Source organism: Rhizobium sp. NFR07, assembly GCF_900111905.1.
In the GTDB taxonomy this organism is placed as follows: domain Bacteria; phylum Pseudomonadota; class Alphaproteobacteria; order Rhizobiales; family Rhizobiaceae; genus Neorhizobium.
Map to the genome: position 1 here is coordinate 202240 of NZ_FOKM01000011.1, position 18106 is coordinate 220345.

The 18106-nt window shown below is 52.7% G+C and carries 11 protein-coding genes; 5 read left to right on the plus strand and 6 right to left on the minus strand.

The genetic code is table 11. The features are described 5' to 3' along the window. The first annotated feature begins 14 nt into the window (after window positions 1-14). The 3 genes from BM216_RS22355 (at window position 15) to BM216_RS22365 (ending at window position 5988) form a co-directional block, all read left to right on the plus strand. Entirely contained in the window at window positions 15-1454 is a 1440-nt protein-coding gene (locus BM216_RS22355; RefSeq protein WP_177230869.1) for an O-antigen ligase family protein, read from the plus strand. Between the two features lie 215 nt (window positions 1455-1669). Continuing rightward, complete coding sequence (locus BM216_RS22360; RefSeq protein WP_093001430.1) at window positions 1670-2878, plus strand: polysaccharide biosynthesis/export family protein; 1209 nt, start codon at window positions 1670-1672, stop codon at window positions 2876-2878. An 893-nt stretch (window positions 2879-3771) separates the two neighbouring features. After that, window positions 3772-5988, plus strand: coding sequence for a polysaccharide biosynthesis tyrosine autokinase (locus BM216_RS22365; RefSeq protein WP_093001461.1), 2217 nt, complete (start codon window positions 3772-3774; stop codon window positions 5986-5988). Between the two features lie 716 nt (window positions 5989-6704). Here the strand turns inward: BM216_RS22365 and BM216_RS22370 are convergent. Next, on the minus strand, window positions 6705-8012 hold the full coding sequence (locus tag BM216_RS22370; RefSeq protein WP_093001431.1) for a hypothetical protein: 1308 nt from the start codon (window positions 8010-8012) through the stop codon (window positions 6705-6707). 7 nt (window positions 8013-8019) lie between these two features. Then, complete coding sequence (locus BM216_RS22375; RefSeq protein ID WP_093001432.1) at window positions 8020-9057, minus strand: acyltransferase family protein; 1038 nt, start codon at window positions 9055-9057, stop codon at window positions 8020-8022. A gap of 84 nt (window positions 9058-9141) precedes the next feature. Here BM216_RS22375 and BM216_RS22380 point away from each other — a divergent pair, with 84 nt between their 5' ends. After that, a complete protein-coding gene (locus BM216_RS22380) occupies window positions 9142-10209 on the plus strand; it encodes a glycoside hydrolase family 5 protein (RefSeq protein WP_177230870.1) in 1068 nt (355 codons plus the stop codon). A 430-nt stretch (window positions 10210-10639) separates the two neighbouring features. Here BM216_RS22380 and BM216_RS22385 read toward each other — a convergent pair whose 3' ends face one another. The 4 genes from BM216_RS22385 to BM216_RS22400 form a co-directional block, all read right to left on the minus strand. Continuing rightward, a complete protein-coding gene (locus BM216_RS22385; RefSeq protein ID WP_093001434.1) occupies window positions 10640-11941 on the minus strand; it encodes an HlyD family type I secretion periplasmic adaptor subunit in 1302 nt (433 codons plus the stop codon). Then, window positions 11938-13680, minus strand: a complete 1743-nt coding sequence (locus BM216_RS22390) for a type I secretion system permease/ATPase (protein WP_093001462.1) — start codon at window positions 13678-13680, stop codon at window positions 11938-11940. The genes BM216_RS22385 and BM216_RS22390 overlap by 4 nt, the downstream gene beginning before the upstream one ends. Before the next feature lie 56 nt (window positions 13681-13736). Further along, window positions 13737-14321 (minus strand): calcium-binding protein, encoded by a 585-nt coding sequence (locus BM216_RS35065; protein WP_093001435.1) that lies wholly within the window; start codon window positions 14319-14321, stop codon window positions 13737-13739. Window positions 14322-14653: 332 nt separating this feature from the next. Continuing rightward, window positions 14654-16489, minus strand: coding sequence for a WecB/TagA/CpsF family glycosyltransferase (locus BM216_RS22400; protein WP_093001436.1), 1836 nt, complete (start codon window positions 16487-16489; stop codon window positions 14654-14656). A gap of 348 nt (window positions 16490-16837) precedes the next feature. Here BM216_RS22400 and BM216_RS22405 point away from each other — a divergent pair, with 348 nt between their 5' ends. Continuing rightward, on the plus strand, window positions 16838-17956 hold the full coding sequence (locus BM216_RS22405; protein ID WP_093001437.1) for a GumK N-terminal domain-containing glycosyltransferase: 1119 nt from the start codon (window positions 16838-16840) through the stop codon (window positions 17954-17956). Window positions 17957-18106: the final 150 nt, after the last annotated feature.

Consider the following 18106-nt stretch of genomic DNA (forward strand, 5'->3'; position numbering starts at 1 on the left):
CGGGCCTGGGTCATATGCTTCTCAATATAACCACTGTGATCTATGCAGCGAGCATAGTGCTGGCTCTTCTCAATTATGGTGCGGCCGATCTCCTAATTGTCACGCTTTTTATTTTTCCGATCTTCGCGATTCTCCTTGTCCTCTTGGTGACGCGCGAAATCCCCAGTCATCTTGTGCCCACTGTCTGTGTCGCGCTGACAATACTGCTCGGCAGTGCTGCCTGGATTGCCTTCCAGACTATACCACTCCCAGGTGGGCTCTACGCCCACCCCGCGTGGAAAGAGGCTGAGGCTCTGGTTCCCGAGGTTCGCGGCACTATTTCTGTCACGCCGGCGGATGATCGCGCAGGTTATCTGCGCATCGCGGCGCCATTTGGCGTTTTCTTATGTGGGCTGTATCTGTTTTCGACAGATGAACGCGCCCGCCGCGCCTTGACCTTTATCGCGGTTGCAGGAGGAGTGATGTCATTCGGATCGATCCTGCAATTCGTTTTCGCGCCCAGTACCCTCTTGTTTGCTAAGAAGATTGCTTATCTGGACAGCCTGACCGGTGTCTTCGTCAACCGCAACACAGCCGCAACCTTCTTCGGCCTCCTTCTTCTTGTCGAGGTCGCTCAGGCCAGGCGCGCGACACAGGCGATCGAATTTCGACGCATTGCCAAGCGCTTCGAAGAGGGCAGGCGGCTCTCGCCTGAGCTCAGAAGCCAAGTCGCCATTGCCGGCCTTTATCTCTGCTTAACTCTCTCGTGCGTCGTTGCGCTCCTACTCACCAAATCCAGAGCCGGGATCGGCGCTTCGTTCATCGCTGTCATCCTTCTGATTGTTTTGGCCTCCTGGGGACCAAGGATGCGGTTGCCTGGACGGTCTCAATCTCGAGGTCCCTCGGCAGGCCGCGGGGCGTCGCTGATCGGGGGGCTCATAATAATTTTGGTGTTCCTCGCATTCGGCGGTCGGGTGCTGTGGCGCGCGCAGGTACAGGGAGGTGATGACGGTAGGTTCTGCATCATACCCGGAATATGGGCTCTTGTTCGCGACAACTTTCCTCTCGGCTCGGGTCTGTCCAGCTTCATCGAGGTTTTTCCGGCTTATCGTGATTATCGGTGCGGTATAACCGGCGTCTGGGACATGGCACATAATTTTTACCTCGAAGGCCTTGTGACGCTAGGCATCGCCTTCGTCGTGCTTGCTCTACTGGCGGTAACTTCGCTCGTGCTCATCTTTGTGACCGGCTTGCGTACAAGGCTGAGTTTTCGTTTCGGTCCGGAAATTGGCATGGCGACGCTGGTATTGATCGCGATCCATTCCGCTTTTGATTTTTCTCTCCAGATATCTGGGCTCGCGATCTTTTACGCTGCGCTGCTCGCGCCATTGACCACCCTGTCTCTGAATGAGCCGGGTCGACGTATGGAGCGCCGAAGGAGCTCGGTTAGCCCTCGTTTTGCACCATCTGAGTAAGCAATGGCAGCGAAAGTCAATGTATTAATTGGAGCTAATATAGGCATTCAGTTGAACAAAAAGTTTATCACCATGTATTTGTTGTTAACGAATTGTGTCGCAGGGGCAACAGTGTGGTACTGCTGCCGAGAGTGAAATTGTTTTAAAGAAATGTTTCCTGGCTTTTACATAGCGATCAAGCATATTGCCGACTGAGGGATTCTAGGGGAATTGCATTGAAAATCTACAGCGTATCGACCTTGCTCCTGTTGGCTGCCACGGCTCTTGCCGGTTGCACGTCCCTCCCGAGTTCCGGCCCCAGTGAAAAAAGTGTAGAGCAGGGCGCTGCCATCAAGGTCACGTCTGCTGGCAAGGCAAAGGCCGTCGGTATCGATTACGCTTTGGTCGATCTCAATAAGACCGTTTTGAACTACGTCTCGGATTCTGTGACAAGTTCTCTCGCGGGAGGCTTCGGCGGTGGTCGCGGCGGTGTGCCGGCATTGCCGTTGGGGGTGGGTGACGTCGTCCAGGTTGCTGTCTTTGAATCCCAGTCGGGAGGCCTGTTCATTCCTTCTGACGCTGGTAGCCGTCCCGGAAACTTCGTAACGCTGCCGCAGCAGACGATTGCCCGAGATGGAACCGTCAGTGTTCCCTATGCTGGCCGTATCCCAGCCGCTGGTCGCGTCGTTGAGGACGTTCAGGCCGATATCGAGGACCGTCTCGCCAACCGGGCAATCGAGCCACAGGCCCTGATCACCAAGATCAGCAGCCGTTCGGCGCAGGTCGCAGTCCTCGGCGACGTCCGCGAGCCCGCCAAGATCGAGCTCAGCGAGGCCGGAGAGCGGGTCCTCGACGTGATTTCGGAAGCGGGTGGCCTGAGCGCTCCGGGCACCGAGACCTACATCACCCTGCAACGACGGGGCCGAAGCGCCACGGTGCATTACGATCACCTTGTCGCGACACCTGCTGAAAATATCTACGTTGCTCCGGGTGATACTATTCTCGTCGATCGAGAGCGGCGGACCTACCTTGCCTTTGGTGCAGCCGGGCTGAACGGCCGGTTTGATTTCGAAGAGTCCGACCTGACCTTTGGCGAAGCTTTGGGTAAGGCCGGCGGCCTGCTCGATTCCCGCGCAAACCCCGGTCAGGTCATGCTCTACCGCGTCGTCAGCAAGTCGATGCTCACCAAGCTGGGTGTCGACGTGTCTAGGTTTGCGACCGATACGGTGCCCGTCATCTTCCGGGCAAACATGCGTGACCCCGCTGCATTCTTCGCCGTTCAGAAGTTTCCGATGCAGGACAAGGACATCCTTTACGTCACCAATTCGGACTCTGTCGAACTGCTCAAGTTCCTCAATATCTTGAACTCCGTGACCTCGACCGCTGCTGGTGTACCGTCTGACGCCGTGTCTGCTCGTGACGCTGTCCGCGAGCTCGCCGACTAAGTAAAATTAGAGCGTTAACGTTCTCTTAGCCTTGTTGTTGTGTACGAATTGTTTTCATGGCAATGAAACCTGGCATTCTGAGTAACAAAACCTTTCCGTGGGGCTAACATGTTATTTAAAGCTACTATTGTGCTTCTATCTGGTTCGGTGGCGTTTGGATCTGCTTTTGCGATTGCGCACGCTCAGACAGCACCTGCGGCGGCGACGGCCGGGGCGGCTGCGGGTTGCTTTGTGTCGCCAGCCGCATTGCCTCCAGGCGATGTCAGCGCATTTGTCGCGGACCCGCCAGGCCTGCTGACCAACTACCCGACCGGCGGACTGCCAATGTCCGGGCGCGTCCGTGGTCTAGCAGGCACCAGCGCTGATACACTGGCACCACTGGTTTCACTTCTTGAGAGCGCCAACCCATCCCAGGTCGCTGCAATTGGCGCAGGGCTTGCTCGCGCAGCTCGCGCCTGTGCCCCGATCAATCCGGAGTATGCGGTACAGATCCAGGAGGCGGTCGCAGGAGCAGGGAATCCCGTGTTTGAGGCTGCGTTCCTCGGAGCCTCTGCTGATACGCAGACTGCGGCGCTTGGTGCCGCTGGCGGTGCACCAGGGGCAGGGGCTATCGGTGGAGGAGGGACGCCGGGTGGCGGCCTTAATGGAACCGGCGGCGGCAACGAAAGTGTCGCTTCTGGCAATTCGAGCTTCAGTGCAGGCGCGAGCGCGCGATTCTTTGCAAGTTCTGGGGCTGGAGCCGCGACCTTCGACTCGGTGAGCCCGAACGGTAATCAGTAGCTCTCCAATTACCGAAAAAGCCAGCTAAGACGAGTGAGGCAAGTTTGCAATTGCACAATCGAAATTTGCCAGCCGTATCTTTTGATGACGAGCTTTCTGGGCCCCCGTCCGCGATCGTTGATGTCGAGGCGCTGATAGGGATAGCACGTCGTCAGTGGCGCGTCGTCGCTCTTGCGAGTGCTGCCGGGATAGCTCTCGGTTTGGCTTATATCGTGACGGCCGTTCCAATATACACGTCAAGTATCAACGTACTGATCGACCGGGGCAACGGACAGCTTGCAAATCAACTTTCGTCGATTGGGGATGGCAGCGTTCTCCTCGATGACGAGGCTTCAGTGTTGAGCCAGGTTGAGGTGTTTGGTTCAGACACGATAGCTCTTGCTGTGGTTGATAAGCTGGATCTAATGAATGATCCCAATTTTAACGCTTCAAGCAATGGGCTTTTGAGTTCGACCTTGGGTGCGATACGAAGCGTCGCCAATATTTCTAACTGGTTCGGGGCCGACAGTTCCGAGCCAGTCGATGAAGAGGTGGCGAGGCAGAATGCGGCCCGTCGATTGGTACGTAGCCTCGAGGTGACGAGGGTTGGTCGCACATACGTCCTAGAGATCGAATACTCGTCGCCGTCGGCTGACCTAGCTGCAAAGATAGCGAATGCGTTTGGCGATGCTTATCTTATTGATAAGTTGAACTCGAAATATGAAGCCACGCGCAGGGCGAGTGGTTGGCTCCAGGAACGTATTGCAGAGCTACGTCAACGATCTTTGGACACCGATTTAGCGGTGCAGCGTTTTCGTACAGCTAATGGACTAGTGGCTGCAGGGTCTGTCCTTGTTGCAGACCAGCAGCTTTCCGAACTTAATAGTGCTCTCATCGTCGCTCAATCCGACACGGCAAGGGCCCAAGCTCGCTTGGAGCAGATACAACAAATCGTCACATCGGGAGTAAGTGACGCGATTGTCACCGATGTTCTGGGGAGCTCGGTTTCTAATGAGCTCCGCCAGAAATATTTGGATGCTTCAAGAAGACAAGCACAGATATCCGCTCGGCTTGGCGAGAACCATGCGCAAGCTGTTAGACTTCGCGGCGAAATGGCCGAATATCAGCGGTTGATGTTTGAAGAGCTTAGCCGTATCGCAGAAAGCTACAAAAGTGACCTTGATGTAGCGAGGGCGCGAGAAAAAGCATTGGCGGAAAGTGTTGCCCAAGCGACAGGCATTAGTGCAAGCGCGAACGAAACGCAGGTGCAGCTTCGTGAACTTGAACGAGAAGCAGAGACTTACAAGAACCTCTACCAGACTTTTCTGCAGCGGTATCAAGAAGCGGTTCAAAGGCAGTCATTCCCTGTAACCGAGGCACGGGTGATAACGCGGGCCACTCCATCCGGTTCGCCGAGCGAGCCGAAGAAGCCGATGGTCCTTGCGCTTTTCGTCGCTTTAGGGGCTGCGATAGGCAGTGGAATAGGAGCGTACCGGGAGTTCCGAGATCGCTTCTTCCGCACTGGGGATCAAGTAAGGGAAAGTCTGAACGCTGAGTTCCTAGGTATGATTCCGCTAGTTCCGACTCGAAATAGCGGTCATGATGGCATTACTGAGAGCAAGGCAATAGCCAAAAGCAATCCAGTTATGCGTCATGTTCTGGATCAACCCTTGTCGTCGTTTGCAGAGACGCTACGCAGCGCAAAGTTGGCGGTAGACCTTGCTTTAACGAACAGGGCCACGAAGATTATTGGAGTTGTTTCGTCTCTTCCAGGTGAAGGCAAGTCGACGGTTGCAGTCAACTTCGCCCAGCTACTGGCGAACCAAGGCAATCGCACGATACTCGTTGATGGAGATCTAAGGAATCCAGGAGCCACGCGGGCGATTGGTCGCCATGCGGATGCTGGACTCCTCGAAGCTCTCTTAGACAGAGCGAGCCCATCGAGCGTGTTTCTGCACGATCCAGTAACAAGACTAGGCTTCCTTCCCGCCGTAATACGTCATCGCGTTCCGCACTCCTCAGAGTTGCTGGCCTCGGCTTCCATGCGCAACCTACTACAAACTCTTAGCGGTCAGGCAGACTACATCGTAGTTGACTTGCCGCCGCTTGGCCCGGTAGTCGACGCTCGCGCGATTGCCTCGCAAATTGATGGTTTCATTTTTGTTGCTGAGTGGGGGCGGACGGCAAGAAAGGTCGCCAAGCAGCTTCTGGACGATGAGCACGAGATACGAGGAAAATGCCTCGGCGTCATCCTGAACAAGGTCGATCAGGAAAAGATGAAGTTATACCGCTCTTATGGATCCAGCGAGTATTATCACTCTCGGTATGCGAGCTACTATCGAGAGGCATGATTTTGCCCTTCCGATCAAGGTTTTTGCTCCAGACTGCGCTTTTCATTCCACTCGTCTCCGTGCTGGCGCTGGCCACAGTCCAGGCTACGAAGTACTCAAATTATAATGAGCTTCGACACCTAAGCAGGCGACTTGAGGAGGCCCCTCAGTCTAGAGCTACTCCTACAGATGTGTCGCTGGCTTTGGTCACCACCATGCTCGCAAGCAGGGAATGCCAGGCACGGTTTCTTTTGCCAGCAGTGACGATCTCACTCACAGCGCTTGATAAAACGCCTGCGAAACCAAACACAATTTCTAGTGATGCGGGCCTGCAAACTACTTCTACCCTCATCCATCACGCCCTTGGATGCCGCCCCACGTCCGGCAATCTTTGGCTGCGCTCGGCGATGGTCGCAGACGCGAGAGGCGCAGATACACGATCCGTATTGACATCGCTCAGTCTCTCGCAAAGGCTGTCCCCGGCGAGTGATCGGGCAATCTATGGTCGCTACCTACTATTCAACCGCCTATCTCGGAAGGCGCTGGCATTCGCAACTGGAGCCATCACACAAGACCTGAGGCTTGTGTGCTCACAATTTGTTCCGAAATGGTTCAAACTTGCTCTGCCGCCCTCGAGCGAGGCTTTTGCTTCAATCGCTGCTACACTCGTCCCATACTGTCGAATGAATACGCAGCATCCGACAAAATAAATGAAGCCAATTTTCGGCTGCAAGCGCTTATCGCAGTAACCGCGCTTGGAAAGAGTGTGTTGAGTGTCTTCCCGATCCATCCGCTGAAGTCGAGCGCCGTCCTTGCTCTCGCCAACCATTTTGGAGTGAACCTGCAAGGAGCCAAAGGAGCGCTGCTATTTTGATCGAAAAGACGGCTGTTCCCCCGATCAACAGGTTGATTCCAAAAAACAGACTGATGGCAAGACCGCACACGCGGGACGAAACCTTAGGCGAGGGGCAGGACAATGAGATAAACATCCATAAGGCGAACAGTCCGGCAACGGTCGTACTAAAAATTACGAAAGGATATCCACTGTCCATAGAACGTCTTGCGGCGTCGAGGTTGCCTACAAACATTGATCCGAAGTCGAGGGACCAAAGTTTCGATATGGTTAGGCTCAACCGCCCCGCGATGTCGTCTCCAGTGGAGGCACCCAGGATCGCGCTGAGGATGAAACCCAGTGCAAGTAGAGATGGAATGATCAAGAATTGCGAGCCGCGAGGTACTTTATGAAAAAGAAAATATCCAATCAGGAAGACGCCACATAACGCGGAGGTTGTCCTTGTGTTATTCGTTATCAACACGATTAGAATGAGCGTCACGAGGAAAGCTCGAGTGGCAGGCTTTAACGCTCTCCATCGGCAAAGGACATAAATTGACAAAACCGCGGCAAAATTCGCTAGTGACACCTGCTCAAGAAAGATAGAAGAAGTTCTCGGGCCGCTGTAAATGCCCCATGTAAATCTACCTTCAAAACCTAGCGCGTTCGCAAAAAGCCCGGTTTCATTCAATGAAAACTCCGCGATACCACGAGTAGCAGCATAGTACTGGGCTGGCTTAAGTAACCATGCATAACTTTCAAGGCTTGTAACTTCGAGTGCTAGAAAGATAGCCACTATGATTGCGCATGTGATGAAGATCTTATCGGTCGTTTCAATTCTAGTTCGAGTGCCAAGGCAATAGAATATCGATATAACTAAAGCGTTACGGATCCCTTCAGTTGGGACTGCCTCAGAGAAGATTCCAACCCACATTGCCAGCACGCACGACGTCAAGAGAAAAGCAATCGGCAGAAAATCGGTTTCAGTGATTCCGTATCGGATGACGATCATTAGACCGCAGGCAAGAATTAGGCCCTCAGTCGCAACAACTATACCGTAGCTCATTGGGATGAAGTGTGCGCCAAGCAGAGCTAAAAAAGCGTTGTAGAGCACTGCGGCTAAGCAAACCCCTGTTACCGAAGTCTTGACCGAGAAGATTGTACCCGCGCGACGGCTGTGACGGGGCGTTGATCGGCGCGCTATGCCGTACATTTCGATTTCATCCTGGTCGCTGCCCGCTGCGGGATCGCCACAGGGGAACCCTCAATTTTGCGCTGCGGCTGAGTAGCCCCTTAAGAGCTAGATGGCAAACTAATCCGAGTACGACGGAGGCTGCAACGCATAGAGCTGTGAACACAGACTGATTGTAGAAAATCGCAACTTCAAACTTATTGAACACAACCCTGCATGCCGCAAGAACGAAAACATGTGTGATGTATATTTCGTAAGACGCGTCGCCGATCAACTTGAAAAGACCAATCTTCTGATCGGTTCGAATGCTCGCCAGGCAAAAGACTATCAACGCTGATGGAACACCCAATAGCAGCCACCGGTATGAGGTTCCAAAGTATAGTTCAGCTGCGATTATGCAGCTCGTAGCGATTGCTATCCCAACACCCGTCCAAGGACGTCTTAGTTCAGAAATTCGCGGGGCGGCAGCAATTATGCAGCCATAGAAAAACTCCAGTACGATGGAACTTCCATAAAACGAAATTATGTAGTTGCTTGGAAAAATTAACCGCAAAATAACACCAAAGGCAATTATTGAGAATATGAACGCTAAGCGATATTTTTGACTCAATAGTAGGGATAAAGCTACAATAGAGTAGAAATAAACCTCATAATTTAGCGTCCAGCCAGGCACAATTACAGGAAATATCTCAGTTGGGCTGATGGGGCTGGGCCATGGAATGAAAAACAACGAAGCGATCGTGTGTGACGCGTCGAAAACGGTTGACTTCAGAATGTCCGGGAAAGCTAGAGCGATTGCCGCGGCAAAGAGTGTCGCCGACCAGTACAGAGGTATGATGCGCTTTATCCGGTTGTATATAAATGAAGCAGGTTCATACTTATTTGACTGAACGGATTTCCAGATAACGTATCCGCTGAGCACAAAGAATAGGTCGACGCCGAATTCACCAAGAGCGGGCACCGTTGTTCCGTTAAAATATATTGTTTTTTCGTATTGCAAGATGGCATGGAAATACACGACAGCTACGGCCGCAATTGCTCGGAGATATTGAAGCTGGACAAGCATTAGAAAATATCCCGGTGGCCGTAAATCACGGCAATAATGATGTCATTTCTTCCAGTGTTACAGAGAGAAATCAAGAGTCTATCTATGATAAGCAAGAACTTGATAAATCGGCGCAGTTTTTTGAATTATGCACTGGCGCTAGGCGCCCTCGGTATCACTAGAGACGTTGCGTCCGGACAGTCTCTCGAGCGGCAATTGCGGGGGGTAAACCTCTCTGGGGCTGAATTTGGAAAACTTTCAGGAGTCGGATATCGCCAGCTGTATCCGACCCGGACTGATGTGGAGTTTTACCGGGCGTTGGGCTGTACAGTCATCAGGCTGCCAATTCGGTGGGAACGTCTTCAGTCGCGCCCGTTTGGATCCTTGTCATCGAGCGACGGCAGTTTTCGAGATCTCGATTGGCTCGAAGAAATTGTTACCCTTATTACGGACGCGGGCATGGTCTGCGTGATCGATCTCCACAATTTCGGTAAGCGGAGTGTTGGCGGCCCTGCTGTGCGACTGGGGACTGCCGACTTGCCGGCCGAGGCTTTAGCTGATTTTTGGCTCAAAGTTGGAGGACTCTTTCGAAATAACCCGCTTGTGTGGTTCGGCTTGATGAATGAACCGGAAGGATATCAGGCGACGGAGTGGTCTGGGATTGTGCAGTCTACGGTGAATTCACTGAGGCATGCTCATATCGGGAACGTCGTACTACTGCCGGGGATAAAATGGTCTTCCGCTGCGCTTTGGATCAAGAGTGGCAATGGCAAAGCGTTCGAGAACTTCAACGATGAAGCGGAAAACTCAATCTTTGAGGTCCATCAATACTTCGATCCTGACGGTTCAGGTACCCGTAGCACGTGCGTTCGCGATGGTGTGCGCCGGCTTGCAGCCTTTGAGCGGTGGGCAGAAGTGAAAGAGGGCAGAAGGGGCTTTCTCGCCGAGTTTGGACTCGGCAGGACAGATCTGCCTGAAAGTGGTGAATGCGGAGAAGAGTTAGACAAGGTAGTTGAGCATCTACACCAACACTCTCAGATCTGGCGCGGATGGACGTTGTGGGGAGGGGGGCGGCACTGGCCACCTAAATATCATCTACGGTTAGAGGGGCCCTGCTGTGGAACAGAGCGGGAAGGGGTAGTGCTTCGCGCATTGCGCGACCGTTTCCGATGAATTTCCGTTCCTTGGCTCTTCTCTGACTGAAACGATCTTGCGGTGAGATAGAATCACGCCGAATTGAGGTATCGGTCGCCGAAGGCTCTTCGCCAGCTAGATTGATTTGCTCAGACCAAAGTGGTTTTCAGCCGCTCTTATAACAAGTTCTCGAATGTTCTTGCCCTCGATGCACTCGGTTGTCGCACCTTGAGCGATCGCTCGATATCACGGTCGTTTAGGGCGAAAGGAAGCGTGCTTACTCTTTATCTGCGCAGCCGATGTCGAGCCCGTGGAAATGTAAGCGTAGACCGGGTGGCTCAATGGCAACGAGAAGGGCCAGACAGGACACCGATCTCCTCGGATATAAGCTGTCCTGCCGTCTCATTGATTGTCGTGACGCTGATATTTCTTTGAAGGAGCCGCCGGCCAGTCAGCGTTTGCGATTTAGCTAGTGTTCATAGCGGAAGACATGCTGCATCTGATCTGTGAGGGGCTTAATCAGGTAGGACATGACTGTCCGCGACTTTCCTGAAAAGAAAACCTCAGCCGGCATGCCTGGATGTAAGGGTAGGCCATCAAGTTCGCGCGCTGAGAGGGAAATTTGGACCGGATAAACGTTTTGTCCCGTTCGTTCATCCACAACTGAGTCAGGGGCAATGTTCAGAACGCTACCTAGCACTTCCGGCGACACTCGTTGATCAAACGCGGGGAACCGAAGCCGCGCGTCTTGACCTACAGAAAGCTTGTCGACGAGAGACGCTTCTACCTTTGCATCAACGATCAGTTTTTCATCAAGGGGAACGAGAAGCATTAAAGTCACCCCTTCTTCAACCACTTCGTTACGAGCGTGAATGTTAAGTTGATGTACTTTACCCGACACGGGAGCCCGGATATCAAGTCGATCTAACTGATCAACGATAGCGATCCGCTTATCTTGCGCTTCCGTCAATTCTTTCATGATTTGCGCGAGTTCCTGCGCGGCGCTGCTACGATAGTCTTCGTCGAGTTGCAATAATTGCAACCCAACTTCGGCTTGTTTGGCGAGCGCCTCCGCACGCCGCGACAGCGTCTCGCCGTAAGTGCCACGAACATCCGCCAAGTCTTTCGCGAGAGCTGAAGCCCGCTGCGTGAGCCCTAGCCCCTTTTTCAAAAGAGCTTCAGCGGACGTGAGTTCACTTTGCAATATTGCGACCTGTTTTTCAGACGCATCTCTTCTAACGTCCAGAGCATTCAACTGCTCCCGGAGCTGTTCGTCACGTGACCGGAGCTGGCTCTTCATACCGTTGAGGCTCGAGAGTTTATTCCGAAAGATCGATTGCTCGACCTCTTGAAAGGCGTTGATCGCGTCCGCTTCCGCGATTACGCCAAGTCCACTGGGTGATAAGAAATTTGTCGATCCTACCAACTGTGCTCGCGCTCGCGCTTGCCGTATTGTCAATTGTGCCACTGTATTGCTGACGACTGCGAGATTCGCGCGGACCGTAGCTCCATCGAGTCTGATCAAGACGTCGCCTTGGTTGACGATTGCCCCTTCAGTGACCAAAACCTCTGAAACGTTTCCGCCAAGCGCGTGCTGTATCTTCTTGACGCGATGCTCAACAGCGACCAGGCCATGAGCTATTGCCGCTGAGCTGATTGACATTGTAGCGGCCCAACCAGCGCCTCCAGCAAACACAAAAAGACAAAGCGCGATGGCAGCCGTCGAATGCCGGACCAGCGAGCGTTCCTCAGAGGGGGGAAGGGCCGTCATGATGCGTCTCCGTGTTCGTCGCTGACCACCTTTAGCATGTGCCTATCGGAGCTTGCCGCTCTGGAGTCGCGTTGTGCAGGCGGTGCGAAGATGACTTCTTTGCGGTCGAAGGCCGTTAATCGTCCCTGCTGCATGACTGCCACAAGGTTCACATTCCCAAGGACGCTTGGTCTATGAGCAACAACAATGACGATCCCGGCGCGATCGCGTACGGACTGGATGGCGTTGGCCAAAGCGTCTTCGCCCTCTCCATCCAAATTTGAATTCGGCTCGTCAAGAATTACCAGAAACGGGTCGCGAAACAGCGCTCTAGCCAAAGCTATTCTTTGCCGTTGTCCGCCCGATAGGTTACACCCGTTGTCTCCGATTTCGGTGTTGTAGCCATTTGGTAGTCGAAGAATGAGTTCGTGGACGTTTGCCGCGCTCGCAGCCTTCAAGACCTCTTGGGGAGAAGCATCCGCAGCAAACCTCGCAATATTTTCTGCTACCGTCCCTGAAAACAATTCGACTGACTGTGGAAGATAGCCGATGTGCGCTCCTAGAGACTGGCGGTCCCACTGGTCCAGCTCCGCGCCATCCAATCGCACGGTCCCACGCGATTTTTCCCATGCTCCAATGAGTAGACGCACAAGGGCCGATTTGCCAGACGCGCTGGGACCAATGACAGCAACGCCGCTTCCTGCCTCCAACGAAAACGAGATGTCACGTACTATATCTGTAGCTTGCCCATGCGCCCGGCCAGCGAGATTGCTGACTGAGAGATGCATCGTTGGACGGGGCAGCGATAATTTCGTTTTATCGTGCGCAACAGGCACTTCAGCAAGAAGCCGGCCTAGGCTCATCCAGCTTGAGTTGATAAGGCGCCAACTCGCAATTGCAGCGTCGAGAGGAGCAAGCGCTCTCGCAGAGAGGACTGAACTTGCTACGATAACTCCAGCTGAAGCATCACCTTTGATAACAACGTATGCGCCTACTGCCATGATGACGGATTGAAGACCCAGGCGGGTGGTCTTTGAGATCGATGAATACTTTATATTTTGATCTGTAAGCCGCCGGTTCGAAGAAGAGAAGAGTTCACTTTTGTTGGACCAGATCTGGCCCATATTATTCGCCATCCCCATTGCCAGCAACACCTCCGAATTGCGGGCGCTCGCTTGCGCATGCGCAATTCTTTCGGCGCCAAATACCGTCAACTCCTTCGATGTTTGCCTCGTGGCGAAATGCGTCAACAGCGTGAGGCAAACGAGGAGTATCGCACCCCCCAAGATCGTAAGCCCGATTAACGGGTGGAAGGTAAATGACAAAAGGAGATATAGAGGTAGCCAGGGCAGGTCTATCAGCGCCAAAGGCGCTGGGCTGGCGAGGAAGAACTTGACCGCGTCGAAGTCTTTAACCTTGGACAACCGATCCGTTCCTGCAGCGGTAGCTTCAGGGGAGATCGATGCATCGAAGACTCCCAAGCGCCAGCGATGATCTAGAAGGGAGGCGATGCGGATGAAAATACGCCCTCGGATTATGTCGAATGCGCATTGAGCCGCAAATAACATTGCGCACAAACAGCAAATCGCTACTAGAGACGGCATGCTCTTGCTGGGAAGTATACGGTCATACACTTCCAGCATAAAAAGGGAGCCGTTTAGGTTTAATACGTTGATAGCAGCGCTCGAGATGACGATGGCTGCCGCAGCCTTCCTCAAACCCGAGTCTCGAATAAAAACAGACCATCCGCCAATCGCCACGACATTGCCCTTCAGAGAGAGAAAAAGCGGGCACGCAAGGCGCGCCCGCGATTGGTTTAGGCAGTCGGAGTGCTCGTAGCGGACCAATCGTGATAGTTAATCGTGATCGGATCGTGATTATCCGGGACAAGACTGGACAGGTAGTCGGTCCAGGCATCAGCGTGCCAGCCCTTATTCTTCAGGGCATCAACGATCACAATGTCCTGATGGATCGTGCCGCGCGCGCCGTCCTCGAACGAGATCGAGATTTTGAGATCGAACATCTTCTCGCTGTTTTTCGAGAATTCAAAGCCGTTGAACGAGTTGCCGGCTGCGTCAGGATCCGCAGTAACGCTCGTGATTTTGAAATTATTGCCTTCGAAGAACCGAAATGACAGCTTGTCGCTATTCGCGTCATTCATGTTCTCAAATTTGAAATCACGAATAACGTCAACGTCATTGTTGTTTGCTTCCTTCCCAAATTGGAAAGTATCTGCGCCACGACCGCCGATCAGAAGATCACTCCCGGCACCGCCAATCAACAGGTCATTTTGACCGTTGCGGCCGATGAGAATGTCGTTCCCTCCTTTACCGACGAGCTTGTTTACCCCAGCCTCAGCAACCAGGACATCGGCCCCGTTTGTACCCGTTTGTTCAATCATTGAAATCTCCCTATGGAAAACCAACAACACCGTTGGTTACAGGGATGATTAATAGACGATTAATACTTTTGCAACCGGTATAAATTTTCTCAGTATTATTGGATAATGCTTACGGTAAACGTCAAATTTAAGCGGGGAAACAATGCAGAAGGGTGGTCTAAGGCGAAAAACGTTGCAAAGTGCATTTGCAATAAGTGATACATAGTCGTAAACAAAGGCGGAGACTGTGATATTCACCAACTTACGCATGGTGATTGAGGATATTTGAAAGACTGGGGGACAAGTAATTAGAATAGTCCTTTGGACAGGAAGCTTTTTCTGATCATCTAAAGCTATGACCGCTCGCCCCGAAGAAACTGACGCCCAACCATCCACAGGAAGTGACTCAATCCTAACGTGTATCGCCGAAAAAGTCTCCGGGGCTCAATGCATAGACGAAACAACCATTCTAACCTAGCCTTTTGAACCATCGCAGGGGCACGAGGTTTGTCGCCCGAAACGAAGTCAAAATAGGCCCCCACCGCCATAAGCAGTGTGCAGCCAGTCTCCGCGCCGTGGCGTAGAAGCCATTCCTCTTGGACCGGATTGCCCATACCGCAGAGCAACAGATCGGCGCCGGAGCTTTTTATCTCGCTTGCAATCCTAGTGCTTTCACTTGCCGGGAAATAACCGTCGCGGAAACCGACAATCTCATGGTTCGGAAATCTTGTCTTCAGAGCAAGAGAAGCACGGGATACTACGTCAGGAGTAGCTCCGAGTAGATAGACACGCCAATTACGCCTGCTTGTCGCAAGGAAATGGCTAGTGAAGTCTGTACCGTTTAGGTTCTCTGGAAATGGCGACCGGTACAAAATCAAACTTGCGATGTCCATGCCGATACCGTCGTTGAAAAAGAGGAGACGCTTGTCGCGGACTAAGGTGTCGCGAGTTGCTGTAGTCGCGAAATTAGTGTTTGCGAACGCAACTATTCGTTGTTGCCCAGCTTCGATCCTGTCAAGGTGCTCCACTGCGTCATTTCGCCGGAACACAGAGACCGGCATGCCCGCAATCATTCTTACCTCGGTCCCAAGGACATTGTGGTAAATGTCGAGGACTTTATCGGTTACGCTGGCAGGACCAAATTGCTGCGTGTACTCCCGTCGCGTCTCAATGGATTTAACGTCCGCCCCACGTTCGTCCCACCATCGGCGGATAAGTATTGCTGCATCAGTTGGACTGTCGAAATCAACGATCAGGCCCTGGCCGCTTTCGCTCACGATTTTTCGATATGACGGGATATCACTCAATATACACGGCAGTCCGGCCGACATTGCCTCGATCGCTGCGACGCCAAAGCCTTCATAAGAGGACGAGCTTATGAAAGCGTCGCAATTCTCCAAGATCTGCCGAACTTCGTTCTCAGGAAGGCCGACGTGGATCTCAACTTGGCCGGCTAAGCCACGTTCCACCGCTGATTGTCGCAGTTGAGCTGCCGAGATGTCACCCTCAACGCCTATGAAGCACAACCGCCACAACTCCTCTCGAGGGAGGGAAGCCAGCAGATCGAGCAATTTTTCTGGGCATTTATTGGAAGAAAATCTGGCGATGGATACCAAAGTCCGAGTGGCCATTTCGCTGCGCGCCTGCGGAGCGAATTTTTCCAGGTCAATAGGGTTATGAACAACAACTAGGCCATTTTCGCGTAAGCTCGTGAAGTTCGAGTAGTCACCATCGCTGATGCAAACGCACGCGCCGTAGCTACGCATGCTGTTACGGGTGACCGTCTTGAAGTAGACTTTTTTGAGGGTTGCGAGCCTCTCCGTATGGAAAAAGCCTCCATGGGTTGAGACGACCATCCGCCGGCGTATCAGTGGGCCGACGATCGCAAAGAAGTCGAAGAAAAAGTCTATCGCGTGAATGTGCAGGATGTCCGTTCGAACGGTATGCAAAATCGCCTGCGGAGCGAGCGGATAGCGAGAAGAGCCGAAATGACGGAGTCGGACGATGTCAACACCGTCAATTTTATCAATGCGCGGCAACTGTTCCGATTGGCCATGTAGCCGCCGGGCAAGCGTTACGACCTTGACGGAATGACCGAGCTTAACCTGTTGGCGAGCTAGATTATGGACGGAGGTTTCAAGGCCGCCGTGGTAAGGAACGTACTGCCGCACAACATGTGTTATACGCATGAAAGCTCATATAAATCTGTTGATACTGTGTAATTTTGTGTGTTGGTATGGCACGAAGATCATTTTCGTCAAGTGGATATAGAGAAGTTAGGTAAACGTGCTGCAGATACCGCTGTGAATTAACGGTATATGAGAAAATCACTTGCGATTTTTGGGTCTAAGCCACATGGATAGGCGCCTGAGTGTGGCGGATTCCATTGCTGAAAAAGTGATCCTGATGTTCTGTTGTGTTGGAAATACCAAGATACAGCCATGCGCTAGCGAAACGTAAGGATTATTGGGCGTTCTCACTTTACATAATCGTTGTGAGCGGCGATTAACATTTGCCACGACTAGGAATGCGAAGATATGCGCAAAGTAGTATTTATTTCGGCATTTCATGACTTTCGTACGATGAAGCGCGCGAGCATCCACCATGTTGCGGCCGGTTTGGCGCAGCAGGGATATGACGTGTCCTTTCTCTCCACCCGCTATAGCTATCTCTCAAAGATTAAAGGCGATTCGCGTCTTTTCCTTTGGAACCGCTCGAATGTCGTCGAGAGCGAGCGGGGCGTTAACTGCTACTTGCAGCGGACGCTGTTACATCCGTTTTCTACTAATGGACAATTTCTTGACAGGCTTATGCCCGCGGCCTTCGCCATTTATGCTAAAACTCCTGACAAGACGTTTGATACGATCGTCTCCAAAGCCGATTTCGTAATAGTCGAATCGAGCGTTGCTGTAATTTACTTGCCGAGGATCAAGCGCCTGAACAGCCATGCAAAGATCATCTACTATGCCACTGACTTGCTCGAGACGGTTGGCGCTCACCACTCGCTCGCGGCCAAACTGGAGCACGAGTGGTCCGATTTGTTTGACCATGTATCCGTGCGTTCAGAAAAAATGGCGCCTTTCTTGAAATGGGCGCGCGGGAAGATGTTCAAGGCTGAGTTTGGGGTTAACAGCGATGACTACCATAGTGTATCTCCGTCGCCTTTTACTAATAAATTAAACGCAGTTTCAGTCGGGTCCATGCTCTTCGACGCAGACTTTTTTACCCGAGCGGCCCCACTATTTCCTGAGGTCGATTTTCACATCATTGGTAGCGGCACAGAATTTGACGCACCGAGGAATGTGATATTCCACTCGGAAATGCCTTTTCGGGCAACACTTCCGTTTATTACTCACACCTCCATCGGCATCGCACCATATCGTTGTGGGCCGGGCGTGGAATATCTGGGCGACTCGAGCTTAAAGCTCGCTCAATTTGAGCATGTTGCGAAACCGACTGTCTGTCCGAATTTCGCGATGGGGTCATCGCGGGGGCGATACGGATACCAGCCCGGCGATACGGAGAGCATCCGTTCGGCGATGTCACTGGCACTCGAAAACGTGGGGAAAATTTCGGCCCGAGCGTTCCCCTCTTGGGGCGAGGTGGGTGAACGAATTCTCTATCCGCAGCGCCATCCCCATCTTCAAATTTCTTGAAGGCAGCGAACAAGCTCTGTCTCGCTCGCTCCTGAAAGCCGATCGATTTCGAATTGTCGTTTCGGTCAGAAGCGTGAGCGGATATGGAGACGGGGAAGGCAGTTGCTTCATCGACGGCCGGTCGGTTTCTCCTGCTGCGCGTTGCAGGGG